Annotated in this window: 28 protein-coding genes; 15 read left to right on the top strand and 13 right to left on the bottom strand. The window is 64.1% G+C overall.

Translation table 11 applies throughout. The annotated features are described in order from the left end of the window. Positions 1 to 91: 91 nt before the first annotated feature. The 5 genes from ACFVTD_RS17825 to ACFVTD_RS17805 form a co-directional block, all read right to left on the bottom strand. A complete protein-coding gene (locus ACFVTD_RS17825; RefSeq protein ID WP_026266052.1) occupies positions 92 to 439 on the bottom strand; it encodes an RNA polymerase-binding protein RbpA in 348 nt (115 codons plus the stop codon). A gap of 239 nt (positions 440 to 678) precedes the next feature. After that, positions 679 to 1,626, bottom strand: coding sequence for an SPFH domain-containing protein (locus tag ACFVTD_RS17820; protein WP_387565410.1), 948 nt, complete (start codon positions 1,624 to 1,626; stop codon positions 679 to 681). 22 nt (positions 1,627 to 1,648) lie between these two features. Then, complete coding sequence (locus ACFVTD_RS17815; protein ID WP_387565408.1) at positions 1,649 to 2,122, bottom strand: NfeD family protein; 474 nt, start codon at positions 2,120 to 2,122, stop codon at positions 1,649 to 1,651. Positions 2,123 to 2,251: 129 nt separating this feature from the next. Beyond that, positions 2,252 to 3,133, bottom strand: a complete 882-nt coding sequence (locus ACFVTD_RS17810) for a putative RNA methyltransferase (RefSeq protein ID WP_387565406.1) — start codon at positions 3,131 to 3,133, stop codon at positions 2,252 to 2,254. 69 nt (positions 3,134 to 3,202) lie between these two features. Further along, on the bottom strand, positions 3,203 to 3,883 hold the full coding sequence (locus ACFVTD_RS17805) for a peptide deformylase (protein ID WP_387565404.1): 681 nt from the start codon (positions 3,881 to 3,883) through the stop codon (positions 3,203 to 3,205). 54 nt (positions 3,884 to 3,937) lie between these two features. Here ACFVTD_RS17805 and ACFVTD_RS17800 point away from each other — a divergent pair, with 54 nt between their 5' ends. Continuing rightward, positions 3,938 to 4,351, top strand: coding sequence for a nuclear transport factor 2 family protein (locus ACFVTD_RS17800; RefSeq protein WP_387565402.1), 414 nt, complete (start codon positions 3,938 to 3,940; stop codon positions 4,349 to 4,351). Between the two features lie 26 nt (positions 4,352 to 4,377). Here the strand turns inward: ACFVTD_RS17800 and ACFVTD_RS17795 are convergent, their stop codons facing one another. Genes ACFVTD_RS17795 through ACFVTD_RS17785 form a run of 3 tightly spaced genes read right to left on the bottom strand, consistent with a single transcriptional unit; the run spans position 4,378 to position 7,472 of the window. Further along, the gene (locus ACFVTD_RS17795) at positions 4,378 to 5,529 is read right to left on the bottom strand and encodes an FAD-dependent oxidoreductase (protein ID WP_387565400.1); all 1,152 of its coding nucleotides are present in this window, start codon (positions 5,527 to 5,529) and stop codon (positions 4,378 to 4,380) included. Position 5,530: 1 nt separating this feature from the next. After that, positions 5,531 to 6,226 (bottom strand): class I SAM-dependent methyltransferase, encoded by a 696-nt coding sequence (locus tag ACFVTD_RS17790; protein WP_387565398.1) that lies wholly within the window; start codon positions 6,224 to 6,226, stop codon positions 5,531 to 5,533. A 10-nt stretch (positions 6,227 to 6,236) separates the two neighbouring features. Continuing rightward, a complete protein-coding gene (locus ACFVTD_RS17785) occupies positions 6,237 to 7,472 on the bottom strand; it encodes a type III polyketide synthase (RefSeq protein ID WP_387565396.1) in 1,236 nt (411 codons plus the stop codon). 162 nt (positions 7,473 to 7,634) lie between these two features. On the opposite strand from ACFVTD_RS17785, the gene ACFVTD_RS17780 reads away from it, so the two are divergent. From ACFVTD_RS17780 to ACFVTD_RS17770, 3 genes are read left to right on the top strand one after another with little or no spacing between them, the layout of a single operon-like run. Beyond that, on the top strand, positions 7,635 to 8,729 hold the full coding sequence (locus ACFVTD_RS17780) for a tyrosine-type recombinase/integrase (protein ID WP_387565394.1): 1,095 nt from the start codon (positions 7,635 to 7,637) through the stop codon (positions 8,727 to 8,729). Then, a complete protein-coding gene (locus ACFVTD_RS17775; RefSeq protein WP_387565392.1) occupies positions 8,723 to 9,061 on the top strand; it encodes a helix-turn-helix domain-containing protein in 339 nt (112 codons plus the stop codon). Before ACFVTD_RS17780 ends, ACFVTD_RS17775 begins: the two co-directional genes overlap by 7 nt. Further along, a complete protein-coding gene (locus ACFVTD_RS17770) occupies positions 9,051 to 10,574 on the top strand; it encodes a recombinase XerD (protein WP_387565390.1) in 1,524 nt (507 codons plus the stop codon). Before ACFVTD_RS17775 ends, ACFVTD_RS17770 begins: the two co-directional genes overlap by 11 nt. Positions 10,575 to 11,164: 590 nt before the next feature. On the opposite strand, the gene ACFVTD_RS17765 is transcribed toward ACFVTD_RS17770, so the two are convergent. Then, the gene (locus ACFVTD_RS17765; protein ID WP_387565388.1) at positions 11,165 to 11,314 is read right to left on the bottom strand and encodes a hypothetical protein; all 150 of its coding nucleotides are present in this window, start codon (positions 11,312 to 11,314) and stop codon (positions 11,165 to 11,167) included. Between the two features lie 269 nt (positions 11,315 to 11,583). Between ACFVTD_RS17765 and ACFVTD_RS17760 the strand changes: the two genes are divergently transcribed. From ACFVTD_RS17760 to ACFVTD_RS17735, 6 genes are all read left to right on the top strand, one after another. Further along, entirely contained in the window at positions 11,584 to 11,847 is a 264-nt protein-coding gene (locus ACFVTD_RS17760; protein ID WP_387565386.1) for a hypothetical protein, read from the top strand. Positions 11,848 to 12,074: 227 nt separating this feature from the next. After that, a complete protein-coding gene (locus ACFVTD_RS17755) occupies positions 12,075 to 14,402 on the top strand; it encodes a bifunctional polysaccharide deacetylase/glycosyltransferase family 2 protein (RefSeq protein ID WP_387565384.1) in 2,328 nt (775 codons plus the stop codon). Between the two features lie 47 nt (positions 14,403 to 14,449). Further along, positions 14,450 to 15,493, top strand: coding sequence for a chitinase (locus ACFVTD_RS17750; protein ID WP_387565382.1), 1,044 nt, complete (start codon positions 14,450 to 14,452; stop codon positions 15,491 to 15,493). 83 nt (positions 15,494 to 15,576) lie between these two features. After that, positions 15,577 to 16,161: a hypothetical protein gene (locus ACFVTD_RS17745; RefSeq protein WP_387565380.1), complete on the top strand. Its 585-nt coding sequence runs from the start codon at positions 15,577 to 15,579 to the stop codon at positions 16,159 to 16,161. A 9-nt stretch (positions 16,162 to 16,170) separates the two neighbouring features. Beyond that, a complete protein-coding gene (locus tag ACFVTD_RS17740) occupies positions 16,171 to 16,581 on the top strand; it encodes a DUF3054 domain-containing protein (RefSeq protein ID WP_387565378.1) in 411 nt (136 codons plus the stop codon). A gap of 119 nt (positions 16,582 to 16,700) precedes the next feature. Continuing rightward, a complete protein-coding gene (locus tag ACFVTD_RS17735; RefSeq protein WP_141160402.1) occupies positions 16,701 to 16,982 on the top strand; it encodes an Lrp/AsnC family transcriptional regulator in 282 nt (93 codons plus the stop codon). 7 nt (positions 16,983 to 16,989) lie between these two features. On the opposite strand, the gene trpD is transcribed toward ACFVTD_RS17735, so the two are convergent. Beyond that, on the bottom strand, positions 16,990 to 18,045 hold the full coding sequence (gene trpD / locus ACFVTD_RS17730; protein ID WP_387565376.1) for an anthranilate phosphoribosyltransferase: 1,056 nt from the start codon (positions 18,043 to 18,045) through the stop codon (positions 16,990 to 16,992). A 112-nt stretch (positions 18,046 to 18,157) separates the two neighbouring features. Here trpD and ACFVTD_RS17725 point away from each other — a divergent pair, with 112 nt between their 5' ends. The 4 genes from ACFVTD_RS17725 to ACFVTD_RS17710 all read left to right on the top strand — a co-directional run bounded on the left by ACFVTD_RS17725 (position 18,158) and on the right by ACFVTD_RS17710 (position 22,524). Beyond that, positions 18,158 to 18,832 carry a heme-copper oxidase subunit III gene (locus ACFVTD_RS17725; RefSeq protein ID WP_387565374.1) on the top strand — a complete coding sequence of 225 codons (675 nt, stop codon included), beginning with the start codon at positions 18,158 to 18,160 and terminating at the stop codon, positions 18,830 to 18,832. A gap of 86 nt (positions 18,833 to 18,918) precedes the next feature. After that, positions 18,919 to 19,707 (top strand): cytochrome c, encoded by a 789-nt coding sequence (locus tag ACFVTD_RS17720; protein ID WP_387565372.1) that lies wholly within the window; start codon positions 18,919 to 18,921, stop codon positions 19,705 to 19,707. Between the two features lie 98 nt (positions 19,708 to 19,805). After that, complete coding sequence (locus ACFVTD_RS17715) at positions 19,806 to 20,876, top strand: ubiquinol-cytochrome c reductase iron-sulfur subunit (protein WP_141181610.1); 1,071 nt, start codon at positions 19,806 to 19,808, stop codon at positions 20,874 to 20,876. Beyond that, positions 20,854 to 22,524, top strand: a complete 1,671-nt coding sequence (locus ACFVTD_RS17710) for a cytochrome bc complex cytochrome b subunit (protein WP_387565370.1) — start codon at positions 20,854 to 20,856, stop codon at positions 22,522 to 22,524. Before ACFVTD_RS17715 ends, ACFVTD_RS17710 begins: the two co-directional genes overlap by 23 nt. 115 nt (positions 22,525 to 22,639) lie before the next feature. Here ACFVTD_RS17710 and ACFVTD_RS17705 read toward each other — a convergent pair whose 3' ends face one another. Continuing rightward, positions 22,640 to 23,410, bottom strand: coding sequence for a GntR family transcriptional regulator (locus ACFVTD_RS17705; protein ID WP_387565368.1), 771 nt, complete (start codon positions 23,408 to 23,410; stop codon positions 22,640 to 22,642). 156 nt (positions 23,411 to 23,566) lie between these two features. On the opposite strand from ACFVTD_RS17705, the gene ACFVTD_RS17700 reads away from it, so the two are divergent. Beyond that, a complete protein-coding gene (locus ACFVTD_RS17700; protein WP_387565366.1) occupies positions 23,567 to 23,860 on the top strand; it encodes an HPr family phosphocarrier protein in 294 nt (97 codons plus the stop codon). Positions 23,861 to 23,935: 75 nt separating this feature from the next. Here ACFVTD_RS17700 and ACFVTD_RS17695 read toward each other — a convergent pair whose 3' ends face one another. Together ACFVTD_RS17695 and ctaD are read right to left on the bottom strand one after the other, a co-directional pair. After that, the gene (locus ACFVTD_RS17695; protein ID WP_387565364.1) at positions 23,936 to 24,337 is read right to left on the bottom strand and encodes a cytochrome c oxidase subunit 4; all 402 of its coding nucleotides are present in this window, start codon (positions 24,335 to 24,337) and stop codon (positions 23,936 to 23,938) included. Then, the gene (ctaD, locus tag ACFVTD_RS17690) at positions 24,334 to 26,061 is read right to left on the bottom strand and encodes a cytochrome c oxidase subunit I (RefSeq protein WP_387565362.1); all 1,728 of its coding nucleotides are present in this window, start codon (positions 26,059 to 26,061) and stop codon (positions 24,334 to 24,336) included. Before ctaD ends, ACFVTD_RS17695 begins: the two co-directional genes overlap by 4 nt. Between the last annotated feature and the right edge of the window lie 5 nt (positions 26,062 to 26,066).

The following is a 26,066-nucleotide window of genomic DNA, read 5'->3' as shown; positions in this document are numbered from 1 at the left end:
CGCGGGGGGCGCCCCGGCCCCCGGCGGCCACAAACCCGGGGGGGGCCCCCCCACTTGGGGGGGGGCCCGCCCCCTGTTTTGCGGCTGGGCCTTATGCCGAGCGGCGCTCTCCGCGGCGTTCGCGCAGGATGGTGAGGCGGTCCTCGAGGATCTGCTCGAGTTCAGGCAGGGAGCGGCGTTCAAGCAGCATGTCCCAGTGGGTGCGGACGGCTTTGTCGTTGCTGGTGTCCGGCTTTTCGCCGTCGACCAGGAGCGCTTCCTTACCGGTCTTGGAGACCCAGACCGGGGGAATTTCCGCCTCGGAGGAGAACGTGACGAAGACCTGCTCGCCATCCGCGCAACGGTATTCGACCCGCTGGCGCGGAGCCGGCTCAACTCCGGACTCGGTCTCCATGCTCTGCGCACCAAGGCGCATGCCCCGCAGGCTGCGATCGCTCATGATTTCTCCCTCTGGTCGGTTCGCGGATGAACTCTCCGCGCTAGCCGGTGGCGTTGTGGCACCACCGGACTATTTGGTGCACTGTGTTGCATCATAGGATTCAACGCATTGCGAAGCTTGGTTGTTCCAGCGGATATTATCCTGCCGGACAAATACCCAATTATACGACTCTTATCTCACCGGAGACAAAACAGGAGGGTTTGGCGTCCACCGCCAAACCCTCCCAATGTTCCGGATACCTACGGTTGCGTGCGCTCAGCGGGCGCGTCCCGGAACAGCGTCGCGGCCTCTCCGGCCTCCCCGGTGGTGCCGCCCAGGGCGTTCCCGATTCCCTTCAGGGCTTCCCCGACTTCGCTGGGGATGATCCACAGCTTGTTGGCCGAGCCTTCGGCGAGCTTGGGCAGCGTCTGCAAGTACTGGTAGGCCAGCAGTTTCTGGTCCGGGTTTCCCTTGTGGATGGCGTCAAAGACCTTCTGGATGGCCTGCGATTCGCCGTCCGCCCGGAGGATGGCGGCCTTGGCTTCACCCTCGGCAGCCAGGATGGACGCCTGGCGCTGGCCTTCGGCGGTAAGGATAGCCGACTGTTTGGTTCCTTCGGCGGTCAGGATCGCGGCCCGGCGGTCGCGCTCGGCGCGCATTTGCTTCTCCATGGAGTCCTGGATGGAGTGGGGCGGATCGATGGCCTTCAGTTCAACCCGCGAAACGCGGATACCCCAGCGGCCGGTGGCCTCGTCCAGGACGCCGCGGAGTTGCCCGTTGATCTGGTCCCGGGAGGTGAGGGCTTCCTCCAGGTTGAGTCCACCCACCACGTTGCGCAGGGTGGTGGTGGTGAGCTGTTCGACGGCCTGGATGTAGTTGGCGATTTCGTACGTCGCGGCGCGGGGATCTGTTACCTGGAAGTAGACCACCGTGTCGATGGAGACCACCAGGTTGTCCTCGGTGATGACAGGCTGCGGCGGAAAGGATACGACCTGTTCACGCAGGTCCAGGAGCGGCAGGAGCCGGTCCACAAAGGGAATCAGGATGGTCAGGCCCGGATTCAGGGTTCGCTGGTACTTACCCAGCCGTTCAACGACGCCGGCGCGGGCCTGCGGAATGATCCGGACGGACCGGACCAAAACTATGATGACAAAGACGATCAGAACCACCAGCACAATGGCCAGTGCGGTTCCGCCTGCGTTTTCCATACAACTCCTTGTTCCCCAATTGTCAGGCTGTATCGGACCCGGTGGCCGCCTCCGGCGGCACCGAAACCACTGCTGTTGCGCCGTCGATGGCCGCGACGACCACCGTTTGGCCTGCGGGAAGCACTCCCGCAGCGGAGCGCGCACTCCAAATATCGCCGCCGATTTTCACCAGTCCGCCGTCCGACGTCACGGGTTCCATTACGACGGCCGGCTCACCAATCAGACGGTCCACGTTGGTCCGCTGTTCGGAGGGTCCCTTCTTCAGGTGCGACAGTGCCACGGGCCGGACGAAGGCGACCATGAGCAGTGACACGATGCAGAAGATGACCACCTGGAGCCAGGGCTCGGCGCCGGCGAAATCGGCGACCAGGGCGGCAAGCGATCCGCCGCCAAGCATGATGAAAAACAGGTCAAGGGTGATCATCTCGATCACTGCAAACGCCAGGAAAGCCGTGAGCCACAACGCCCACCAGTTTTCCCCAAGCCACTCGAACATCCCTGTTTCCCCCTTCGTCACGGCGCCGCTGTTGATGCGGACACGCCAGTAACTGTCTCTTCATCGTAGTCCGCGGACCTGGCTCGTGGGCCGGTTCGCAGCGGGCGCCGGGGGATAGTGGCCAAGTCGTTACGGGGCGACGTGGGCCCGCGGCCGGAACACGGAAACGCGGAACCTTGCGTCGGCCTGCACCGGTTCCGGGGAGTCTTCCAGCCGGGCCGCGATCTGGTCCCGGTCCAGGTGGTGGCCGGCAGGCCCCATGAATGCCAGGTCCGCGGCGGCCACGCGGCCCAGCTTGAGCTGAATGTCCACGTCAACGGACTTTTCGGGTTGGAAGTGCCCCGCCATTGCCTCGGCCAGCCGCTCATCCTTGCCCTCTTCAATGCCGAGCATGCCGGTTACCGCCGCGATGCCCGCCAGATGTCCGGGCCGGGGAGTCACCACTGCCAGCACGCCCCCGGGACGCAGGACCCGGGCGAACTCGCCGGGGTTCCGCGGCGCGAAGACCACGGCGACCGCGTCCACCGAGTTGTCCGCCACCGGCAGCGGCCGCCAGATGTCCCAGACCAGGTTGACGGCCTCCGGGTTAAGGCGGGCAGCCCGGCGAAGGGCAAACTTCGAGATGTCCAGGCCAATCGCGGAGGCCCGGCGGCCCGCAGTGGCTGCAGCGTCGAGAATCTCCCGCAGGTAATGGCCGGTGCCGGTCCCGGAATCCAGAACCACGGCGCCTTCCTCGCGGAGGACGGGTACGACGGCGGAGGCCAGGGCGTGTGCCAGCGGCGCGTAGTGCCCGTTCCCCAGGAAGGCGAACCGGGATGCGACCATCGCGGCGCTGTCCGGTTCGAAGGGTGTGCCTTTGCCCACCAGCAGGTTGAAGTAGCCTTGGCGGGCAGCGTCGAAGTTGTGCCCCTGAGGGCACGCCAGGCGGGCCTGGCGCGTGGCTTCGGCAGCCAGGTACTCCAGCGGAAGTGAGCAGACGGGGCACAGGAGGGGGAGGTCCGCGGCAGGCATGGGAACCAGTTTAGGGCGGCCCGGGCCTTCAGCCCTGCCGGCCCTGTACGCCGGGGGAAGCGGTGAACGTCAGCCGAGGGAGATCCCGGCAGGTCCGTCGTCGAAACCCAGCCCCTCCCGCGCCCTGGTGATGCCCGCTTCTGACCAGTGCGCTGCGTACTCGGCGTTGCTGCTCAATGACCGAAGCTGGGCGCGGTCTATGTACAGGATGCCGTCGAGGTGGTCCGTCTCGTGCTGCACGATGCGCGCCTGCCACCCGGAAAACTCGCGCCGCTCCGCCGCGCCGTCGGGCGTTGCGTACTCTAGCAGCACGGTTTCGGGACGCGCCACCACTGCCTGCAGCCCGTTGAGGGAGAGGCATCCTTCAAAAAACGAGGCGCGCCCGGGCCCAACCGGTGTGTAGCGGGGGTTGAGGATGGCGAGGAATTCCAGGGGACTCCGGTTCCGGAGGGCCGCGGCAGCGGGATCGATGTCGTACTGGTCCTCCAGGACGGCCAGCCGCAGGGGGATGCCAAGCTGCGGCGCGGCGAGGCCTACTCCGGGAGCTTCATGCATGACCTGGCGCATGATACCGATCAGGCGGCCCAGTTGGTCGTCGGACAGCTGGCCATCGAAGTCCGCGGCACGCTGGCGGAGCGCCGGATGCCCGGCCTGGACAATGGGCGGGAGGGTTCCGGCGGAGAGAATCTGTTCGACAATCTCGCGGATCTGGCCGGCACCGGCGGTGGTCTGGGGAACAGTCTGGGTCATGGGGACAGCCTACTGGCGGACGGCACGCAGGATCAGTCCGCTAGGGTCTACTGCATGGCTGAAGAAACCCTTCCTGTGCTGTCCCCGCTGGAACACGTCCTGGCCTTCATCCGGGTCCTTGAAGCGGGCGGCGGTGCGGCGGACATCCGGCCGTTCCTGGCCGAGCAGTTCGTGCTGATGGAGGCCCCGCACCTGCTGGCCCCGGAAGGTTCCACGCGGACGCTGGCGGCAGTGCTGGCCGGAGCCGACCAAAGCCGTGAAGTGGTCAAGGACCAGCAGTTCACTGTCCGGCGCACCACGTGTGAGGGCGGCCGGGTGGTGGTGGAGGCCGACTGGTCCGCCACCGTGCTGATAGACCTGCGGTATTGGGACCGCGGCGAGACAATCCAGGCCAGGACGTCGTCCGTCTTTGAGGTCAGCGACGGTGTGATTGTGAGCCAGGACAGCTACGACTGCTACTTCAGGTAACCACGCCTCCACGCGCCGGAAAGCTCCTACTGCATCGTGAAGCGCGCCGCGGCCCACCTGTTTACCGGGGGTATTGCGGCGGCCAAGCCAATGCCGGCAACACGGAACCGCAGGAGCGGCTGCGGCAGCGGCCTGCCCAGCATCATGTTGATTTCCGCCTGCCGGCGCGCCACATTGGCTGCCCGGCGGCGGTTACGCTCGAATTCCCGGAACTGGGGGCCCATAGGTTTACCCGCCAAGGCGGCGCAGATCAGGGGCGCCAGGTCCCGGGCGCCCAACCAGCCCAGGTTCATGCCCTGCCCACCGATGGGGCTGATCTCATGGGCGGCGTCGCCCAGCAGCACTGCGCGTCCGGCAATCGTCCTTTGCGCGGTACAGGAACGCACGCTGAAGGCGCTAAGCATGGAGTTCGTGGCTGGATCGGGTCGAATCCCGGTCCGGCGGTGCACCAGCTGCGCAAGATCGCCGGGCCCTGCAGCCGCCTTAGCGGGGGAGTCCAGCCGCACCACCCAGCGCCGGACACCTCCCGGCAGTGGAAAGGACTCAACGATGCCGCCGGGCTCGAGGAACAGGACGGCCTTGTCCCCGTACTCCGTGCCGTCCTCGAAATCGCCCATGAGGTAGTGGTCCGGATACGTCCTGCGGACCACCGGGATGCCGAGCCGCTCTCGCAGCGTCGACCGGGCACCGTCGGCCGCAACGAGCAGCGCTCCGGTCACGCCGCCGCTGGGACTCGTGGCACCGGGGCCCGCCTCCACAGCAGCGGTGACCTTGCCGCCGTCGTCCGCAACCCCCGTGACGCGGGCACCCCTGGCGATTGCGCCCGGATCAAGGGCGAGGACACGCTCTTCCAGGAGTTGCTCGGTCCTGAACTGCGGGAGTGCCAGCACGAACGGAAAGTCCCTGGAAACACGGTCGAACACCATGGTTCCCACCGTCTTCCCGCCGCTGACCGCCATGCCGGCACGGATGCGGACGCCTTCATGGACCATGCTGGATGCCACCTGCACCCCGGCAAGTGCCTGCAGGGCCGGCGGATGGATGCCGATGGCCCGGGTGTGCAGGATCGGCGCCTGCCGCTGCTCAAAGACCTTCACCGTGACGCCTTCCTGCAGCAGCGCGGCCGCCAGGTAGAGGCCGACAGGACCGCCGCCCGCGATCAGGACCTCGGCGTCCATCTCAGTCCCTCCGGCAGGCCAGGACCTGGTGGAAGGCCGAAGGGCGCTCCACGGACCAGCCCGGGGGAGCGGAAGCGGCCAGCTCCGCGTGCGTATAGCTTCGCCGGATGGAGGTGAGGCCGTCCTCCCGGATGTAGGACTTCCTGAACGGCAGCGCGGCCACACCGAAGAAGGCAAAGGCGGCGGGGCTGCGGATCAGGTCGTTATGCAGCGACTTCCTGGTGGCCAGGATTTCTGAGTCTGCCAGCAGCTCCCGGAGCTCGGCGGGCTCAAGATGGTGAAGTACGTGGTTGGAGATCACGACGTCGAACCGGGCGCCTTCCCGGACCAGGTCGCCGCTGTGCGCCTGCCGGAAGTCGACGCCCGGGGTTGGCGGACGGCGGCGGGCGAAAGAGGCGGCGCGGGGGTCCGGATCGATGCCGGTGACGTGGATTGGCAGGCCGTCCCGCTTGGCCCAGCGCGCAAGCATGACGGCAAGGTCGCCGCCACCGGAGCCGACGTCCAGCACGGTCAACGGGCGTTGTTGCGCTGCTGTGATGGTGCGCAGCTCCGTGCGGTACAGCCCCCGCCAACCGGACAGCATCCGGTTAATGACCCAGAACTGCCGATATGTATTGTCCAGGAGCCGGGCATCGCAGTCGGCGCGGTCCATCTGCTCCACCTCTCCGGCAGCGCGCGTCCGCAGCAGGATCCCCACGCGGATTCCGTCAGGCCATCTCTGCGGGCATCCGGTCCTGGGCCGGCTTGGGGTGGCCTGCCGCAGCTGATTCCGCCAGTCCCGGGTCCCGGGTGCCGGCCGCGGCCTGCCGGAGCTTGGTGAACAGGCCCGTCTCCACCGTGAGCCCTGGACCGAACGCCATGGAACAGATGGCCTCACCGCCGTGGGGATTGTCCGGGTGCAGTGGCTGTTCCAGGATGTGCTTGAGGACGAAGAGGACTGTGGCGCTGCTCATGTTGCCGTAGCTCCGGAGGATCTCCCTGGCTGGGAAAAGCTGCGCATCGCTGAGGCCAAGCCTGGACTGTACCTTGTCAAGGATGCTGCGCCCCCCGGGATGGATCGCCCAGTGGGGGATTGCGGGGTAGGGGAGTCCCGCCAATTCCGGGTCTTTTGCCAGCAGCGGCTGCAAGGCGCCTACGATGTGGTCATCGATGATGTGGGGCACATAGTTGCCCAGGACCATCTCGAACCCATGGTCGCCGATGTTCCACGCCATTGAGTCCTCACCAACGGGGGTGAGGACTGTTTCGAAGTGGTCCAGCTTCAACAGGGCGGCTTCCTCCGCGCCGGGGCGTGCAGTTACGACGGCGGCAGCGGCACCATCGGCGAACAGGGCCGACCCCATGATGGTGTCCGGATCATTGGACGTGCGCACGTGCAGTGAGCAGAGTTCCGCGCAGACCACCAGAACGACCGCATTCGGGTCCGATTCACAGAACAGCTTGGCCGCGCGGAGAGCAGGAAAAGCGGCGTAGCAGCCCATGAAGCCCAGGTGGTACCGCTGGACGGAAGGACTGAGCCCGAGCTCGCGGACCACCTTGTAGTCCGGGCCAGGATTGAAGAAGCCCGTACACGACACTGTCACGAGGTGAGTTATGTCAAGTAAATCCAGTTCCGGGGCGGCCTGCAGGGCGGCCCGGGCAGCCTCCACGAACAGTTTGGTGGCTTCCCGGGCGAAAATATCGTTGCGGACCTTGGTGCTGGGGTTCAGCAGGAGCCCGGTGTCCGGGTCGTAGAACTGGGGGTTTTCCGAGCGGCACGTGTTGGTGAGTTCCTCGACGGCGGTGAATCTCGTGTCGATCGCTGCGCCGTCGAAACAGGTGGTGACCAGGCGGGATCCGAGCCGGGAAAGTCCGGGTTGGGCTGCAAAGACATCACGGGCTTCGGACTGGATCAGCTTTGTCGTCGGAACTGCAGTTTCAAGTGAACGCACGTAAACCGTCATCACGTCATTCTTGACGGGCAGCTGGATAAAGACAATGGGCTCCGCCGGGTTGGGACGCCACACAGTGCAGCACAGTGCAAGGTTTTGCGTGTTGCGTGGACGCGGCGCAGGCTGATCCATGCTCCGCTTCCAGTCCTGCCCAAAGCGCCGATAATCTACATTATGTCAAGTAGTACTCTGCGTATTGCATCAGATGAATCAATCATCCCGATCCCCCGGATCCGCAAGGACATGCTGACCGGGTGGCGCAACCAGCAGCTCTCCAGGAACCTCCAGTTCGAGACGATCGATAAGGGAATCGCAAGTGTCCGCAGGTTCGTCAACCACGTGAACGAGTTCCCCTGGAACTGGGCACCGGAGCATGTCGAGGAGTATTTCGGTGACCTCCGCTCGATCCACCAGCTGAAGCACTCCACCGTCCGCGGCTACCAGTCCACGCTCCGCCGGTTCACGTCATACGTGTCGAACCCCGACTACGGCTGGGACCAGGTCTGCGAACAGCGCTTCGGCACACACCCGTCCCAGGTCTTCTTTGACTGGAACACCGCCTCCCACACACAGGAGTACGAAGGACGCGCCTCCAAGCGGCCGTTCACAAAGACGGAACTGCAGATGCTGTTCGATCACGCCGACGACCAGGTCGAACTCATCGCCGCCTCAGGCAAGAAAGGCTGGCAGGCAGCCTACCGGGACGCCGTCATGCTGAAAATCGCCTACTCGTACGGGCTCAGATTCAACGAGCTCCGGCACCTGCAAACCATCGACTTTGCCGCCAACCCCCAAGCACGAAGGTTCGGCAAGGCCGGCGTCTGCAAGGTCCGGTTCGGCAAATCACGCAAGGGCTCCCCCCACAAACCCCGCAGCGTCCTGACGGTCTTCGACTGGACCGCCGGCGTTCTCGAAGACTGGCTCGCCAACGGACGCGGCACGCTCGACACCCTGGACCTGTTCCCCAGCGAACGCGGCGGCCTAATCTGTGAATCCACCCTGCTGCGCCGGCTCCGGCGCTACCTCAACGAGCTGGGCCTGCCAATGGATGGCCTGGACCTGCATTCACTCCGGCGCTCCTATGCAACGCACCTGCTGGAGGACGGATGGGATCCTAGATTCGTGCAACATCAGATGGGCCACGAACACGCCTCCACCACCGGGATCTACCAGTTCGTCAGCGACGACTTCCGCAACACGACTCTCCGTGCGGCGCTGGACCGCACCATCGATGAGGTCCTGGGCGTGCAGATGCGAGGTCAATGGTGAGGCGCGAAGTCGAATACAAATGGCGGCTCTCCGAGCTCATGGCAGCACGGGGACTGCACAACACAACCGACCTCATCCCCCTGCTGGCCGAGCGTGGCATCACCTTGTCCCGGCCACAGGTCTACCGTCTCGTCAACCAGAAACCCGAACGCGTCGCACTGCAGGTCATCGCCGCGATCTGCGACATCTTCTCCTGCGGACCCGAGGACCTCATCACCGTCACAGCCGCCGACGCCCGCGCCCGCAAAACCGGAACCAGCGCCCCCAACGTCGTCGACCTGAACCGCACCGTCAGACCACGACGGGCGCGCATCATCGACAATGATCACTGACAAACCCCAAGGCCTCAGCCCCCGCAGCACCAACCGCGGCCGGCCCCGCACCACCGGAACGGCAACCTGCGCACGCTGCGGCCGGTCCGCCGGCCGAACACGCGCCACCTGGCCCGAGGGCCGAATCTGCGGCCCCTGCTTCACCACCGCCACCCGCACCCACGGAACCTGCCCGGAGTGCGGCCAGCACAGACTTCTACCCGGGCCACCGGACATCAGCGGAGGGCCACGCTGCGCGCCCTGCGCCGGCATCCTCCATGACTTCCACTGCACCCGTTGCAATACGGAGGGCGAGTTCTACCGGCGCGGCATATGCGCCCGCTGCGCTCTCCGGGAGGACCTCAACGAACTACTGTCGCCAGGCTCGTCCGGCCCCGACCCCGAAACAGCCCGCAAAATCGTTGATGTCCTCTGCAAAGCAGACCGGCCTGAAAGCATCATCACGTGGAAGCGATCCCCCAAAGTCCAAGCACTCCTCGGCTCTCTATCGAGCGGGGAGACTCCGCTGACGCACGAAGGACTCGATGCCGCCGCTGAGTCAGCGAACCGCGAAGCCAATCACCTGCGCGCCCTGTTCATTCATCACGGACTCCTCCCCTACCAAGACCCGTATCTGGCCCGGTTCGAAACCTGGATTGACGACAAGCTCCGCCACTTGCCCGAGGAGGTCGCCAAACCCGTCGCACAGTTCGCCACCTGGCATCACCTCCGGCGCATCCGGTCCATCACAACACCGGAGAAGAGCGCCCAAGCCCCGGTCCACTCCGCCAAGCAAGAGATCACCGAAACCATCAAGTTTCTGGACTGGCTCTGGGAAACCCACCAGCGGACAGCGGCGAACTGCACTCAACAAGACATCGAAACCTGGCTCGCAACCGGTCCCACGACCAGAAAAGCCATTCGCACCTTCATCGTCTTCATCAAGAACACCGGCACGAACCACCGAGTGGACATGGGCCACTACACAGCCAAGACCCGCCCCGCGATCACCCAGGACCAGCGCGTGGCCTGGCTCCGGGAACTGCTTACAGGCACCAGCGAGTCCATGCCCTACCGAGTCGCAGGCATCCTGCTGCTTCTCTACGCCCAGCCGCTCGTGCGGGTCGCCAAACTCCGGACCGACGCTATCGAAACCAATGAAAGCACCGGCAACATGCGGATCACCTTCGGCCCGCACCCAGTGCCCATTCCCGAGCCCTTCGCCGACTTGCTTCGAGAGCACCTTAAAGGCCGTCCGAATCTTAGAACAGGATCAGACGCACAAAGCCCTTGGCTCTTCCCGGGGACCCGGGCCGGACAACCACTTCACCCAAACGGCATCATGGATAGGCTCCGAAGCTTGGGCATCGATCTTCGGGGCGCACGAAACACGGCCCTCGACGAACACCTCTTAGCCTCACCACCGCCGCTGGTCGCCGACGCCCTTGGCTATAGCCACCAAGTAGCCTTCCTCCACGCCGACGCAGCAGGCGACGCCTGGTCACGCTACGTCAACCTGCGCACCAAACCCTGATACCGCCGCTGAAAATCCACACCGACCTTCCTGACGTCGGCCGCCGGGCGTATGGTCATTTCAAAACCGATGAGTGCAACACTCCTACCGCCAGAATTGGGGATACATGGCGCGTTTACTGCCCAGCTACGGAGGAGTGGGACGCGACTCCTTTTGGGATATGACTTACTTCACGGATACGGCAAGTGTCGGCGAAGTCTTTCTTGCAGTCCTGAGCGGGGCCATGCTCGTCTTCTGGGTCTTGATGCTGTGGTTTTACCGCAGGAAAGGAAGAAGCCCGTTTCGAGACGATGCCTCCAAATTTGCCCTCTATTGCGCAAAAATAGCTCCCTGGATGTTGGGCGCCATCTGCCTCTTCTGCACCGTATGGGCTTTCACGCCAGGAAATCTATGGTGAACGTTAGCCGGGGTCCTTGAAGTGGACACCGTATACCCACTTCGATCTGACTCATCATTCCGCCGGGCGTGCTGCCCACAAATACGCCGGTCTCGAATCCGCAGGGATGCCAGTAACGCAGAACTCGCACTCCCTCATACAGCCTTCGGGGTGCCTTCCTGCGGCACAACCCAAACCCGCCATCGGGCAGCCACTAGTGGCGCCGTCTCATTGATGCCCCCACCACGGCACCCACGCCGAGCCCCAACGCGAAACCCCAAAACGGGGTGTGGAAGATCGCCAGGCCCAGGCTGATCCCCAAAGCGGCTCCCACCAGGCTGCAGATCCATAGGGCTTTATTCACGGTGTCTCCGTCATGGCTAGGGGGCCTCACCTACTGCAGCGAGATTACTGCATCCCTATCCCCTACGTGCCCAAGAACGGGGAGGTCTGCCGTGAAGTCGGGTAGCTCACGTCGGTGCGCGGGCTCGTGGCGGATCATAATCTGTGGTCAAGGCGGCTGGCCCACTAGGGCCGCCTCGGGCACGCGACGGAGGAAAGCCCTATAGGCCCCTCCCTTGTTCAAGCAGACGGCGGCGGCGCCCGGTTTCCTGTTTCCCCCTAGGACGCCCCATGCGCGAACTCCCCCGCCTCAACAGCTGCACAAACTGCTCAACTTCCTGCACCCGTTGCCGGGCACAAATGCGGGAGGAAGCGCTGCGGCAAGCCCCCGGCAGGCCAGTCGTCCTTCTCCACCCGGCAGCCGTCACGGTCCGCTCGAACCTGGGCCAGGCGGTCGCCTACACGGTTACCGATGTCCTGGTGGAGTGGACCGAGGACTCCACTTACCACCTCAGATGGGAGGCCAGCTGGCTCGTCCGACGCAGGGCGGGCTGACTGTAGGGGGCCGCGGACCATCTGCTGGGGATTGTTGCGGGATACGCACGCACCGTAGGTAAGTAGCCCCCAAATCTTCAATGACGTACCGCTTACGCGTGCCGGCCCAGCACACCCAAACCTACTCTCGTCCTCAGGACGGAGACTTGCAGCCGCCCTGAACAGGCGGTCCTCCCCGTCTGGGGGTTCTCGCCATTGCTTTTGCAGGTTTCCACGCAGGGGACCCAATGACAGACCTTTCCTCCACCAGCAGCACTGTTCACCGGCCCGTTTTTTTCGATACCAGCGGCACCCGCTGGTACCGAATCCTGAACGGCCTCCTCGCCGCAGTGCTGTCCATCGTTTTGATCCTGTGTGCCGTGTTGCCCGCAGCCACCGCTCCCCTGCGCCCGGGCCAATTGAACCAGGCACCCGGATATCCGCGCCAACTGCTTGCCCAGCAGGACATAAGGGACATTCCCCGCGTCGGCTACGAACAGGGGAACGAAATCTTCCACCGGATCGACCTGGTGGAGAGGCGCGACGGCATCGACTACCTCACTGACCCGTTCAGCAACGAAGTACTTCGCGAAGCCACGGCAGAGGAAGCTGCGGCCATTGGCGACCGGCCATATGCCGTTGAGGCCTACGGCCTTCCTCCAGACCACACACTGATGCTCACGTTCGACGACGGTCCGGACCCCACCTTCACCCCGCAGATCCTGGATCTGCTGTCGCGTGAGGGCGTTCCTGCAACCTTTTTCGTTATTGGGGAGCAGGTGGTGGAAAACCCCGACATCTTCCGGCGGATGGTGCGGGAAGGCCACATGGTGGGAAACCACACCATGAGCCACATCGACTTCTGGGCGCATGACGACGCCTATAACCGCCAGCAAATCATTGGCGAAGACAGGGTGCTCCGGGCGGTGGACAACTACGCCTCAAGGCTCTTCCGGATTCCGACCGGCAATCCGGAGAACAACACGCTGGCGCTTCTGCAGTCGCAGCAGCTGGGGTACCTTCACGTCAACATGGACCTAGATACCCGCGACTGGGAGTACAAGCCCGGCGCCCAGGTCCCCACTCCAGAACTCGACGGACTCGGGCACGTTATGTTGGTCCATGACGGCGGCGGGGACCGGACAGCGACCATCGAAATGCTGAAGGACTTCATCCCCAAAGCCAGGGCGCAGGGCTACCGGTTCACCACCCTCGAACCCATGCTTCCGGCCGGATTCACCCCCCAGCGCAGCGTCATGGCCGGCTTCCAGGACAACCTGACCTTCGGAGCCCTCACCGCCTATTTGGTCACCCCCAACGTGGTCATGAACTGGCTGTTTTGGTTCGGCGTCGGATCATTGACCGTCCTGACGTTCCTGTTCGTTGTCCTGGCCCTCATCAACAATGCCCGGCAGCGCAAGCGCAAATGGGACGTGGCCGACATCAGCGACTGGCCACAGGTCAGCGTTGTCCTGCCTGTCTTCAACGAGGAGCCCGTGGTTACCAAGACACTCGATGCCCTGAAGGCGAGCGACTACCCCAACTTCGAAGTGGTCGCGGTCAATGACGGATCCACCGACGCCACCCTTGAAGTCCTCGAAAAGTACGCCGCCGGCTGGCCGCAACTGCGCGTCTACTCCCAGTCGAACGCGGGCAAACCGGCAGCGAGCAACAAGGGAATCTTCCAGTCCCGGGGCGACATCGTGGTGACCCTGGACGGTGACACCCTGTTCGAACCGCAGACCATCCGGATGCTGGCCAGGCACTTCGTGGCTGACGCAGGGTCCAAGCAAGTAGGCGCAGTCGCCGGCCACGTGAAGGTCGGGAACAGGCGGAACCTGGTTGCCGGCTGGCAAAGCCTGGAGTACCTGTCCGGTATCTGTGTTACCCGGATGGCGGAAGGCCTGATGGGGGCGATCTCGATCTGTCCCGGTGCATGCGCGGCGTGGCGAAGGGAAGCCTTGGTCGCAGCCGGCGGCTACTCGGACGAGACACTCGCAGAGGATGCGGACCTGACCCTCTCCCTGCAAAGGATGGGCTACAGCATCATGCAGGAGAACAATGCCGTGGCCTGGACCGAGGCGCCGCTTACCCTCAAAGGACTCTTCAAGCAGCGGCTCCGCTGGACCTATGGGAACATCCAGACGCTGTACAAGCACCGCTCCATGCTGTTCAACCCAAAGTTCGGCGCCCTCGGCATGCTGACCATGCCCTACGCACTGATTTCCGTCCTGGTGCCGCTGATCTTCATGCCGCTGGCTGCGGGCGTGGCTGCGCTCAGCCTCGCACGCGGCGAGTGGCAAGCCATCGCCCTGTTCTCAGCATTCGTTGCGACCACCCACATGGTGGTCTCCGTGGTGGCGGTGGTCATGGTGCGCGAGAGCCCGCTGCACCTGCTCATCGTGCCGATCTACCGGCTCATCTACGAACCGCTGCGGGCCTACGTCGTTTTTGGCTCGGTGATCCGGGCGCTGAGGGGTTCCGCCGTCGGGTGGTACAAACCCCAGAGGACCAACAGCGCCACGTTGCCCGCCCCCGCCGCTGCCCCGCGGCACCTCTCCCCCACATCCGCCTGACCACGCAAACGATGAAAGCACTGTTTCGCACCAGGCGCTGGAATCCCGTGCTTTTAAGCGCCGCGATGGCCCTCACAGGCTGCAGTTCCTCCCCAACGCAGGGCGCGGGACCTCCAGCTGAAGCCACCCCGGCCCGAAGCGCCGCCGGATGGTTCGGCGGATACCTGGACGTCACCCTGCCGCCAGGTCCCGCCCTGCAGCATGATGCTTCCCGGGGAGCCACCACGGTACTGGCCTTTATCACCGCGGATCCCTCACAGCCCTGCACTCCCGCCTGGGGCGGGACGCTGGGCATGGAGGCCGCCGGCAGTCAGCTGCAACTCGACACGCAGATACGGCAGGCCCGTGCGGCCGGTGGCAACATTGCCGTCTCGTTCGGCGGCCACCGCGGCCAGGAACTCGCAACCACATGCCGGGAAGCCAGTGCCCTGGCCGACGCCTACGGAGCTGTCATCGACCGGTATGCACTGGATGTGGTGGACCTGGACATCGAGGGACGGGCGGCTGAACCGGCCGCGGACCAACGTCGCGCCGAGGCCATGGCCCGGCTTCAGGAGCGTCGGCCAAAGGACCGCCCCCTCAGGATCTGGTTGACGCTCCCTGTCAGAAGGGATGGACTGGATGAAGGCGGCAGACGGAGCATCGAGGCGATGCTCGCGGCCGGAGTCACGCTGGAAGGAGTCAACCTGATGACCATGAACTTCGGCCGCCTCGGAGACGGCGAAACCATGCTCAGCGCATCCACGGGTGCAGCGGAGGCGACCCACCACTACCTGGAACAGTTGCCTTTCAAGGCCGAGGGCTCCCGGGACGCTGCAAAGTTGTGGCGGAGCCTGGGGCTCACGCCCATGATCGGAGACAACGATGTAGAGGGCAACACGTTTTCATTGCAGGACGCTGCTGGACTCAACGCCTTCGCGGCCGACCGTGGACTGGGAAGGCTTTCCTTCTGGTCCATCAACAGGGATACGTACTGTCCCTGGGAGGCCCAGGAAAACGTGGAACGTCCGTCGAGTGGCTGCAGCGGCGTCAGCCAGGACGCAGGTGACTTTGCCAAAGAACTTGGCAAAGGCTTCACGGGTGGCAGTTGAGTATCGTGCCGTGGGCAGGATCCAAGCAAGGCGGCGGCCACATGGCTCGCGGGGCAGGAGGGGTGCGTGCGTGCAAGAACGGCATGGCTGCCGCAGTTGCCTGCTGCATTGTGCTCGCGGCCAGCGGATGCGTAGGGACGCCCCGGCAAGCCCAGGCCGGGGATACCCGGAAGGACGTCTTCGTCACGGCCTACACCTGGTTCGACAACACTCCACCCGGCTCCACCGCGATCAGCCACCCGATCCTGCACAAAGCGGCGGGCGGTACCGGAACGTATGCCGATCCGGTGACCATCGCCGTCGGACATTCCCGCGAGACCGGTGACGACGTTCTGGACATCCCTGCAGGCACGCGGATCTACCTCCCGGACGTCCGCCGCTATTTCATCGTCGAAGATACCTGCGGGGACGGCCCTGCTCCTGAGGACGGCCCCTGCCATACGGGCGCCGAAAAATACGGCCATGCCAAGCTATGGATCGACATGTGGATCGGCGGCAAGGGTGAGGCGCAGTCTTTCGTCCGGAACTGCGCGCGCAAGGTGACGGGAACAAGCACCGCCATCTTCGACCCCCCGGACGGTTATCCGGTCGCGCCGGGGCAAGGCGTAATCCACGATGGAAAGTGCGATGCCGGCTATGGAGCCAGCGCACCTCCCGTCGGCAGCTAAGCTCGAAACATGAGTTCCCTGAAAACCAAGCCTGCACCTACCTCACCCGCACGGGCAGCAGCGGCTGCAGCAGCGGCCGACGTTGTGCTGATCCTTGTTTTCGCCGCGATAGGCCGGGATGCGCACCACCGTGAAGAGCCCATCCTCGGCGTGCTGCTGACCGCCTGGCCGTTCCTTGCCGGTGCAGCAGCAGGATGGGGCCTTGCCAGAGTGTGGCGCCGTCCGTTGGCCATCGCCCGGGCAGGCGTTCCCGTCTGGCTCGCCACCCTGGTGGGCGGCATGCTCCTCCGGGCCCTGACGGGGCAGGCGGTGGTCCTTCCCTTCATCATCGTTGCCACTCTGGCCCTCGCCGTATTGCTGGTGGGCTACCGCCTCCTGCTGGCCGGTGTGGTGCGCCTCCGCCAACGGCAGGGCGGGTAGCGGCAACGGAAACGGACGGCGCAGGGTGTCAGCCGGGTCCGGCGCCCGTGTAATAGGCTGGCTGCAGAGAAAAGCCTGCCGTGGGTCTTCGCGGCGGCACTGATTGAAGGGGTTCAAGCGTGGTTACCGCATTTGTTCTGATCAAGACTGACGCCGCACGTATCCCCGAGACGGCTGAAGAGATTTCAGCGATCGAGGGCATCAGCGAGGTGTATTCGGTCACCGGGGAATGGGACCTTATCGCGGTAGCGCGGGTCCGCAGGCACGAGGACCTCGCCGACGTCATCGCGGACCGGCTTTCCAAAGTTCCCGCAGTGGTCCACACCACCACCCACATCGCGTTCAGGGCGTACTCGCAGCACGACCTTGACGCTGCTTTCTCCCTGGGATTCGAACAATAACCGCCGTTTAGGCCCTCGAGAGGGACACCCATCGGTCAAGAACGGCGGCCGCGGCACCGGAATCGATCGAGTCCGCCGCCCGCGCGAATGCGTCCTTCATGCGGTCAAGGAACGGCCTCTCTGCGTTGCGGTCGAACGCGACCAAACCCGCTGCGGCGTTCACCAGCACCGCGTCGCGGGCAGGGCCCTCACTGCCGGCCAGCACTTCCCGGACAACTCCGGCGTTGGCGGCCGCATTCCCGCCGCGGAGTTGTTCAACAGTAGCCAGCCTGATGCCAAGGTCCTCCGGCGAGAAACGCAGTTCACTGACGGCACCATCGCGGATCTCCCACACGGTGGACGGGCCGGTTGTGGTCAGCTCGTCCAGTCCGTCATTGCCGCGGAAGACCAGTCCCCTGCTCCCCCGGCGGGCCAGGACGCCGGCAACGAGCGGTGCCATCCGCGCATTGGCGACGCCCACGGCTGACGCCTGCACGTTGGCAGGGTTGGTGAGCGGTCCCAGGAAATTGAAGGCCGTGGGTACCGCGAGTTCCCGCCGCGGGACGGCAGTGTGCCGGAAGGACGGGTGGAACACCTGCGCAAAGCAGAACGTGATTCCTGCCTCCTCCGCGTTCCGGGCCACCTGCGCGATAGGCAGGTCCAGGCGGACGCCGAGCGCTTCAAGTACGTCAGCGGAACCGGACGACGACGACGACGCGCGGTTCCCGTGCTTGACCACCTTGGCCCCGGCCCCGGCAGAGACCAGGGCGGCCATGGTGGAGATGTTGATGGTGTTAAGTTGGTCACCACCGGTGCCGACAATGTCGAGTTTTTCCCCGCTGATGCTCACCGGGTTGGCATGGGCAAGCATTGCCTCCACGAGGCCTGAGAGCTCATCGACCGTCTCGCCTTTGGCACTGAGGGCGACAAGGAAACCGGCGATCTGGGCCGGTGTTGCTTCCCCGGACATGATGGTGTCCATGGCCCAGGAGGTGTTCTCCGCAGTGAGGTCGTTGCCCTTGATGAGCGCCGAGATCAACCGGGGCCAGGTGTTGCCGGACGCTTTAGTTGCCTGAGAAGTCACCTGCTGATGCTATCGAGCGATGGCGGCCAGTGACCAATGTGAACCGTCGCGGGAACTTTTCCGGGCAATTTCGCGTCTTTGTAGAAAAAGTCCTCCGAAAAGGCGGTTTGCGTTGGGCAGCACGGACTTTTACAGACATAATGTCTATGTGACATCTGCGACCCATGCCCCCAGTACCCCGGCGCACCCCACGCTGAACCGCCCCAATATGGTTTCTGTCGGAACCGTTGTGTGGCTGTCCAGCGAGTTGATGTTCTTCGCCGGTCTCTTTGCCATGTACTTCACTCTGCGCTCCACGAGCGGACAGATGTGGGCGGAAGAGACGGCCAAGCTCAACTTCCCCTTTGCGCTCGTCAACACGATCGTCCTCGTGGCCAGTTCCTTCACTTGCCAGATGGGCGTCTTCGCCGCAGAGCGGCTGCAGCCACGGCGCACCGGCGGTGCCCTGCAGTTTGGCCGCTGGGGAATGAACGAATGGTTCACCCTGACGTTCCTCATGGGTGCGTTCTTCGTTGCCGGCCAGACCACCGAGTACGCCATGCTGGTTTCCGAGCACGTCTCGCTCTCCTCCAATGCATACGGCTCGGCCTTCTACATGACCACGGGCTTCCACGGCCTCCACGTTATCGGCGGCCTCATCGCCTTCCTGCTCATCATGGGCCGGTCGTTCGCCGCGAAGAAGTTCGGACATTTCGAAGCAACGTCCGCGATCGTCACCTCTTACTACTGGCACTTCGTTGACGTCGTGTGGATCGGCCTCTTCCTGGTCATCTACGTACTCAAGTAGCCAGCTTTGATTCTTTTTCTACAAGAGGCAGAATTTCAGGTAGCGGCTCCCGGAGCCGGCGCAGGATCGAATAAAGGAACCACCACGTGAAGGCACTCTCACAAAAGCGGCGTCACCCACTTGCAGCAATAGCGCTGCTTCTGATGGGGCTCCTCATCACGGGTGGGCTGTACGCCGTGGCAACCACCGTCAACCAGGCCAAGGCTTCCACCACCACGTTCAGTGCAAGCGACACAGAAGAAGGCGGCAAACTCTTCGCCGCCAACTGCGCCACCTGCCACGGCATGGGTGCCAGTGGTTCCAAGGATGGTCCGTCGCTGGTGGGTGTCGGTGCAGCCGCCGTTGATTTCCAGGTGGGCACCGGCCGCATGCCGATGCAGATGAACGGCCCGCAGGCCATGAAGAAGCCTGTCCAGTTCAACGATGAGCAGACCCACCAGCTTGCAGCCTACGTTGCGTCCCTGGGAGCCGGCCCGGCAGTTCCTGCAGACGACCTGACAAACGGTGGCGGCGATGCAGCTGCCGGCGGTGAGCTCTTCCGGACCAACTGCGCCATGTGCCACAACGCCGCCGCAGCCGGTGGTGCACTGACCCGCGGCAAGTTCGCACCGGCCCTTGCGGACGTCTCCGGCAAGCACATCTACGAGGCCATGGTCACGGGCCCGCAGAACATGCCGGTGTTCAACGACGCCAACATCACTCCTGAAGGCAAGAAGGACATCATCACCTTCCTGAAGCAGATCGAAACCTCCGGCTCGCCCGGTGGAGCTGACCTCGGCTCGCTGGGTCCGGTTGCCGAAGGCCTGTTCGTTTGGGTAGCTGGCCTTGGCGTCATCATTGCCTTCACCATCTGGCTTACGTCCAGGACGTCCTGACTTTCCGCAGGAACCCACAACTTCTGCTGCCCAGTCAGCAGCTTGAAATTAGAAACTAACCCGGCGACTGCCGGGACGAGAGAAGGATGAGGCGAATTATGGGCAACCATAGTGACGGCAGTCCGAACCACTCGGGCACCGTAGCTACGGCTGGTCAGAATGAGGTGGAGAAGTTCCAGGATCCTGGAATTCCCCCGCATCGTTTGCGCCTGGCTGACACGGACCCGAAGGCCGCAAAGCGGGCAGAACGGCAGGTCGCCTTACTATTTGGCATTTCTGTTGTTGGAACCCTGATCTTCCTGGTGGCGTACTTCGCCATTGATCTGGGTGATGACTCCAGCATTGCCACCATCCGGCTCCAGAATGCCCTGCTCGGCATTGGCACTGCCTTCGCCATGCTGGGTATCGGTACCGGCATCGTGCACTGGGCCAAGGCCCTGATGCCGGACCACGAAGTCTCCGAGGAGCGCCACGCGATCCGTTACGAAGAGGACCGCCAGGCCGCGGTGCGCATCGTTGACGACATTGTGGAAGAGACCGGCATCAAGCGCCGCCCGCTGATCCGCAACACCCTCCTGGGTGCGGTCGCGCTGGCACCGCTTCCCGCCGTCGCCATCTTTGGTGACCTCGGTCCCCGCCCTGACGACAAGCTCGCGCACACCATGTGGGCTCCGCAGGACGGAAAGCGCAAGCGCCTCACCCGCGACCCCGATGGAACCCCCATCAAGGCCTCGGACGTCACCATCGGTTCTGCCTTCCACGTCATCCCCGAGGGCCTGAATGAACTGCAGGAAGGCAAGCTCAACGAGAAGGCAAAGTCCGTTGTGCTGCTGATGCGCCTTGATCCCGCCTCGCTGAACCCCTCAAAGGGCCGCGAAGAATGGGGTTACAACGGCATCGTTGCCTACTCCAAGATCTGCACCCACGTTGGCTGCCCTGTTGCTCTGTACGAGCAGCAGACGCACCACCTGCTGTGCCCGTGCCACCAGTCCACCTTCGACCTCACGCAAGAGTGCAAGGTGATCTTCGGCCCCGCCAGCCGTCCTCTCCCCCAGCTGCCCATCGCAGTTGATGACGAGGGCTACCTCGTCGCTACCAGCGACTTCCATGAACCCGTAGGACCAAGTTACTGGGAGCGTGATTCGCATGAGCGCAGCATCAACAGCTGAGCCGGCTTTCGTCGCCAAAACCAAGACAGGCCGGATCACCGACTTTGTCGACTCGCGTGTTGGCGGCTCCGGAATCCTCCGGGAGTTCGGCCGCAAGGTCTTCCCCGACCACTGGTCCTTCATGTTCGGTGAAGTGGCGCTGTACTCCTTCGTCATCCTCCTGCTGTCCGGAACCTTCCTGACGTTCTTCTTTGATCCGTCCATGGCGGAGACCCATTACGACGGCGGCTACATTCCCCTCAAGGGCGTGGAGATGTCGGTGGCATACAGCTCCTCGCTTAACATCTCCTTTGACATCCGTGGCGGACTCTTCATGCGCCAGGTGCACCACTGGGCTGCACTGCTGTTCGTCGCCTCCATCGCAGTCCACATGCTGAGGGTGTTCTTCACCGGCGCATTCCGCCGGCCGCGTGAAATGAACTGGGTGGTGGGCAGCGTCCTGCTGATCCTGGCCATGGCTGCCGGCTTCACCGGCTACTCACTCCCTGACGACCTGCTGTCCGGCAACGGCCTGCGCATCATCGACGGCGTCATCAAGTCAATCCCGGTCATCGGAACGTACATTTCGTTCTTCCTGTTCGGCGGCGAGTTCCCGGGCACGGCAATCATCAGCCGGCTCTACATGCTCCACATCCTGCTGGTGCCGGCTTTGATCCTGCTGATGATCGTCCTGCACCTCTTCATGGTTGTCGTCCACAAGCACACCCAGTACCCCGGCCCCGGCCGCAACGACAACAACGTTGTCGGCTATCCTCTGGGTCCTGTCTACGCAGCGAAGGCCGGTGGATTCTTCTTCATCGTCTTCGGTGTCATCGCGCTGATGGCGGCATTCTTCACCATCAACCCGATCTGGAACTACGGTCCGTACGACCCCTCCCCCGTGTCGGCCGGTACCCAGCCTGACTGGTACATCGGCTTCGTCGATGGTGCACTCCGGCTCATGCCCGGCACGCTCGGCAACTGGCACGTCGAGCAGATCTTCTTCGGACACGTATTCACCTTCAACGTGCTGCTCCCGGCACTGGTCCCCGCCGGAATCCTGTTCACCGTAATGTTCACCTACCCGTGGATTGAGCGCTGGATCACCAAGGACGATCGCGAGCACCACGTCCTGGACCGTCCGCGCAACGCCCCGACCCGTACGGGCATCGGTGTTGCTGGATTCATCTGGTACTGCGTGATGTGGGCGGCTGCAGGTTCGGACCTTATCGCCACGCACTTCCATGTGTCCCTCAACGACGTCACCTACTGGCTGCGAGCCCTGTTCTTCGTTGGACCGGTCATCGGCTTCATTGTCGCCAAGCGCGTCGCCCTGGCGCTGCAGCGCAAGGACCGGGAGATCGCCCTCCACGGCCGCGAGACCGGTCGAATCGTCAGGCTTCCGCACGGCGAATTCATCGAGGTCCACGCGCCGCTGGACGAGTACAAGCGGTACAAGCTGGTTGGCTTCGAGTCGCCCCAGGTACTGCCGGCCGTGCCGAACGAGCACGGCGTCGTGACCCGCAAGGAAAAGCGCCGCGCGTTCCTGTCGCGCTGGTTCTTCGAGGATCGGGTTGCTCCGGCAACGCCCGCAGAGCTTGAGGCAGCCCACGGCCATGGCCACGAAGCAGTCGAAGCAAGTGAAGGCTCCAAGAGCCTGACACACTAGCTCTTGGTTCCAACAGTGAAGGCCCGATCCGCATGGATCGGGCCTTCACTGTTTAAGCTCCGGGCCGCGGCAAGGCCGGTCGTGCCTGCCCCTGCAAGGAGGCAGCGTAAACCTGTCAGTGGTTGCGTGCGCGGCGGGCTCCGGGCCGTTGGAGGGGTACCCAGAGCTTGTACCGGTCCGCCCGGTAGTAGGAGACGGAGTAGTCAACCATCGCCCGGGCCACGAAGGCATGCCGCTGAATCTTCAGCAAGGGCGCCCCTACCTCTACATTCAGGAGCCGCGCGGTGGACGGCGAAGCGGCCGTGGCTTCAATCATGTCCTCACCCCACTCCATCACCAGCCCGAACTGCTCACTCAGGACGTTGTACAGGGACGTGGGCGGTTCACCATCCAGCAGGCCGGGGACGCGGTGGGCGGGGATGAAGTTCTCATCCACGCTCATCGGTTCCCCATCCGCCAGCAGCAGCCTGCGGAAGCGGACCAGCGGCGTACCCTCATCGAGCTGGAGCTCGCGCGCCAGGAACGCGCTGGCGCCTATCTGCTCAAAGCTCAACACCTTGGCTGCGGGCACCATGCCGCGCCGCTGCATCTCTTCACTGTAAGAGGTGAGCTTCACCTGGAGATCAAGCTTCGGCCGCCGCACGAACGTCCCCAGGCCCACAACGCGCTCGATGACCTCCTCCCCCACCAAGGCATCGATGGCCTGCCGCACCGTCATCCGTGCCAGGCCGAACCGCTCCGCCAGGTCCCGTTCGGATGGCAGCGCAGATCCCGGCGGACAGGACTGGGCGATGTACGCGCGGAGGATCTCGCGAAGCTGGACGTAGATGGCCGTGCCGCTGGTGCGGTCGATGTCGCCCGTGATTGCCGCGGCGCCAGCTGCCATGATCTTTCTCCTGCCTTTGGGTTCACTCAATTTTAGGACGGTCTAGACCAGCGCCGGGTCACTGGCCGTCTTTGGCAGCCACAGTGCCTTGGCGGCTATATTTGGTCTGGAAATTCACCAAAGACGGAGGGGGCCGTCTCTCGAAAAGGAGTCCCTTTGCCAACAAAGAAGGCTGTGGTGGCAGCGCCGGCAGGCCTGCACGCACGCTCCGCCGCGGTATTCGTCCGGGCCGTGACGGACACCGGGCTTCCTGTCACCATCAGCAAGGCCGGCGCCGCGGAAGTGGATGCCCGGTCGCTGCTCCAGGTAATGGGCGCGGATTTCGCCCAGGGCTGTGAGGTGGAGCTGTCAGTGAGTGGGACCTCGCTGGGTGACGCTCAGTGGCTCGAACGGGCCGAAGCTGCACTCCGTGAGCTTCGCGATCTTTTGGAGTCACAGGGAGCAGCCTGAGGGCCCTGAAGGGTATTAAACGACGGCGGGCCCCACCGATTCGGTGGGGCCCGCCGTCGTTATTCTGTTTGTTGCCTAGTGTGCGTGGTCTCCGCGGCTGTACTCGTACACCCAGCCCACGAGGGCTACGACGGCGATGCCGCCGGCGATGAAGACGATCCAGGGGCCAACTGCCAGGCCGAGGAAGCCGGTCGCGCAGGCGATCCCGAGGACCAGCGGCCACCAGCTCCAGGGGCTGAAGTGCCCCTGTTCGCCGGCACCCTCATGGATCTCAGCATCGCTGCGATCTTCGGGGCGCAGTCCGACACGCTTGCCCGTGAAGCCCAGGTACGCACCGATCATGCCAGCCAGGCCGCCCACGAGGAGGATGCCCAGGATGCCCACCCACTCGCCCCAGTTGGTCAGGAAGCCGTAGACCAGGGCGACGGGTACGAAGAAGAAAACTCCGGAGCCAAAGATCCAGGATTCGATTTTCACTGTGCTGTGTCCTTCTGGTCGGCGTTACCGAGAACTGCGGCCGCGGGAGCCGGCGAATCGACGGTGTGGACCTGGCGGAGTTCCGGGTGGTGCAGGTCCAGGGCGGGACGCTCCGAACGGATCCGGGGCAGGGACGTGAAGTTGTGCCGCGGCGGCGGGCAGGACGTGGCCCATTCCAGCGAGGCGCCGAAGCCCCAGGGATCGTCAACCTGGACCTTTTCAGCCTTGCGCCAGGTGATGTACACGTTCCAGAAGAACGGGATCAGGGACGCGCCCAGCACGAAGGAGGCGACGGTGGAGAACTGGTTCATCCAGGTGAAGTTGTCCTCCGGCAGGTAGTCCGCGTAGCGGCGGGGCATGCCCATGACGCCGAGCCAGTGCTGGATCAGGAAGGTGCCGTGGAAGCCCAGGAACAGCATCCAGAAGTGGATCTTGCCCAGGCGCTCGTTGAGCATCTTGCCGGTCCACTTCGGCCACCAGAAGTAGAAGCCGGCGAACATGGCGAACACGACAGTGCCGAACACCACGTAGTGGAAGTGCGCCACCACGAAGTAGGAGTCCGAGACGTGGAAGTCCAGCGGCGGGGAGGCGAGGATGATGCCGGTGAGGCCGCCGAACAGGAAGGTGATGAGGAAGCCGAGGCTCCACAGCATGGGGGTTTCGAAGGTCAACGATCCCCGCCACATGGTGCCGATCCAGTTGAAGAACTTCACGCCGGTGGGCACTGCGATGAGCATGGTCATGAACGAGAAGAACGGAAGCAGGACCGCGCCGGTAACGTACATGTGGTGGGCCCACACGGTGACCGAGAGGGCTGCGATGGCGATCGTGGCGTAAACCAGGCCCTTGTAGCCGAAGATCGGCTTGCGGCTGAACACCGGGAAGATCTCCGAGACGATGCCGAAGAACGGCAGCGCGATGATGTACACCTCCGGGTGGCCGAAGAACCAGAACAGGTGCTGCCACAGCACGGCGCCGCCGTTGGCGGGATCGAAGATGTGGGCACCGAACTTGCGGTCCGCGCCGAGGGCGAACAGCGCCGCAGCCAGCGGCGGGAAGGCCATGAGCACCAGGATGGCGGTGATCAGGGTGTTCCAGGTGAAGATCGGCATCCGCCACATGGTCATGCCCGGGGCGCGCATGCAGATGATGGTGGTGATGAAGTTGACGGCCCCGAGGATGGTGCCGAAGCCGGACAGTGCCAGGCCGAACACCCAGAGGTCGCCACCGATGCCGGGAGTGAAGGTGGTGTTGGACAGCGGCGCGTAGGCAAACCAGCCGAAGGATGCCGCGCCCTGCGGGGTGATGAAGCCGGACACGGCGATGGTGGAGCCGAACAGGAAGAACCAGAAGGCCAGCGCGTTCAGCCGCGGGAACGCCACGTCGGGTGCACCGATCTGCAGCGGCATGATCACGTTGGCGAACCCTGCGAACAGCGGGGTGGCGAACATCAGCAGCATGACGGTGCCGTGCATGGTGAACAGCTGGTTGTACTGTTCCTTGGTCTGCAGGATCTGCATGCCCGGCTCAAAGAGTTCGGCACGGATCAGCAGCGCCATCACGCCGCCCAGGCAGAAGAACACGAAGGACGCGATCAGGTACATGTACCCGATGGTCTTGTGGTCGGTGGAGGTGATCCAGTTGACGACGATGCGCCCCTTGGATTTGGGTACTACGGGAGCCGACAGGACTCCCGCAGGTGCGGATTGGGTGTACGTAGCCACGTCGC

Origin of the sequence: Pseudarthrobacter sp. NPDC058119 (assembly GCF_042884655.1) — a bacterium.
In the GTDB taxonomy this organism is placed as follows: domain Bacteria; phylum Actinomycetota; class Actinomycetes; order Actinomycetales; family Micrococcaceae; genus Arthrobacter.
This window is presented reverse-complemented; position numbering and strand designations above follow the sequence as displayed.

Coding starts and splice junctions, on each gene's coding strand:
- ACFVTD_RS17780 (WP_387565394.1), top strand. CDS start 7,635: ATGTCAAGTAGTACTCTGCGTATTGCATCAGATGAATCAATCATCCCG.
- ACFVTD_RS17760 (WP_387565386.1), top strand. CDS start 11,584: ATGCGCGAACTCCCCCGCCTCAACAGCTGCACAAACTGCTCAACTTCC.
- ACFVTD_RS17770 (WP_387565390.1), top strand. CDS start 9,051: ATGATCACTGACAAACCCCAAGGCCTCAGCCCCCGCAGCACCAACCGC.
- ACFVTD_RS17795 (WP_387565400.1), bottom strand. CDS start 5,529: ATGGACGCCGAGGTCCTGATCGCGGGCGGCGGTCCTGTCGGCCTCTAC.
- ACFVTD_RS17800 (WP_387565402.1), top strand. CDS start 3,938: ATGGCTGAAGAAACCCTTCCTGTGCTGTCCCCGCTGGAACACGTCCTG.
- ACFVTD_RS17740 (WP_387565378.1), top strand. CDS start 16,171: ATGAGTTCCCTGAAAACCAAGCCTGCACCTACCTCACCCGCACGGGCA.
- ACFVTD_RS17715 (WP_141181610.1), top strand. CDS start 19,806: ATGGGCAACCATAGTGACGGCAGTCCGAACCACTCGGGCACCGTAGCT.
- ACFVTD_RS17785 (WP_387565396.1), bottom strand. CDS start 7,472: ATGACGGTTTACGTGCGTTCACTTGAAACTGCAGTTCCGACGACAAAG.
- ACFVTD_RS17775 (WP_387565392.1), top strand. CDS start 8,723: ATGGTGAGGCGCGAAGTCGAATACAAATGGCGGCTCTCCGAGCTCATG.
- ACFVTD_RS17825 (WP_026266052.1), bottom strand. CDS start 439: ATGAGCGATCGCAGCCTGCGGGGCATGCGCCTTGGTGCGCAGAGCATG.
- ACFVTD_RS17710 (WP_387565370.1), top strand. CDS start 20,854: ATGAGCGCAGCATCAACAGCTGAGCCGGCTTTCGTCGCCAAAACCAAG.
- ACFVTD_RS17815 (WP_387565408.1), bottom strand. CDS start 2,122: ATGTTCGAGTGGCTTGGGGAAAACTGGTGGGCGTTGTGGCTCACGGCT.
- ACFVTD_RS17820 (WP_387565410.1), bottom strand. CDS start 1,626: ATGGAAAACGCAGGCGGAACCGCACTGGCCATTGTGCTGGTGGTTCTG.
- ACFVTD_RS17705 (WP_387565368.1), bottom strand. CDS start 23,410: ATGGCAGCTGGCGCCGCGGCAATCACGGGCGACATCGACCGCACCAGC.
- ACFVTD_RS17745 (WP_387565380.1), top strand. CDS start 15,577: ATGGCTGCCGCAGTTGCCTGCTGCATTGTGCTCGCGGCCAGCGGATGC.
- ACFVTD_RS17805 (WP_387565404.1), bottom strand. CDS start 3,883: ATGACCCAGACTGTTCCCCAGACCACCGCCGGTGCCGGCCAGATCCGC.
- ACFVTD_RS17810 (WP_387565406.1), bottom strand. CDS start 3,133: ATGCCTGCCGCGGACCTCCCCCTCCTGTGCCCCGTCTGCTCACTTCCG.
- ACFVTD_RS17755 (WP_387565384.1), top strand. CDS start 12,075: ATGACAGACCTTTCCTCCACCAGCAGCACTGTTCACCGGCCCGTTTTT.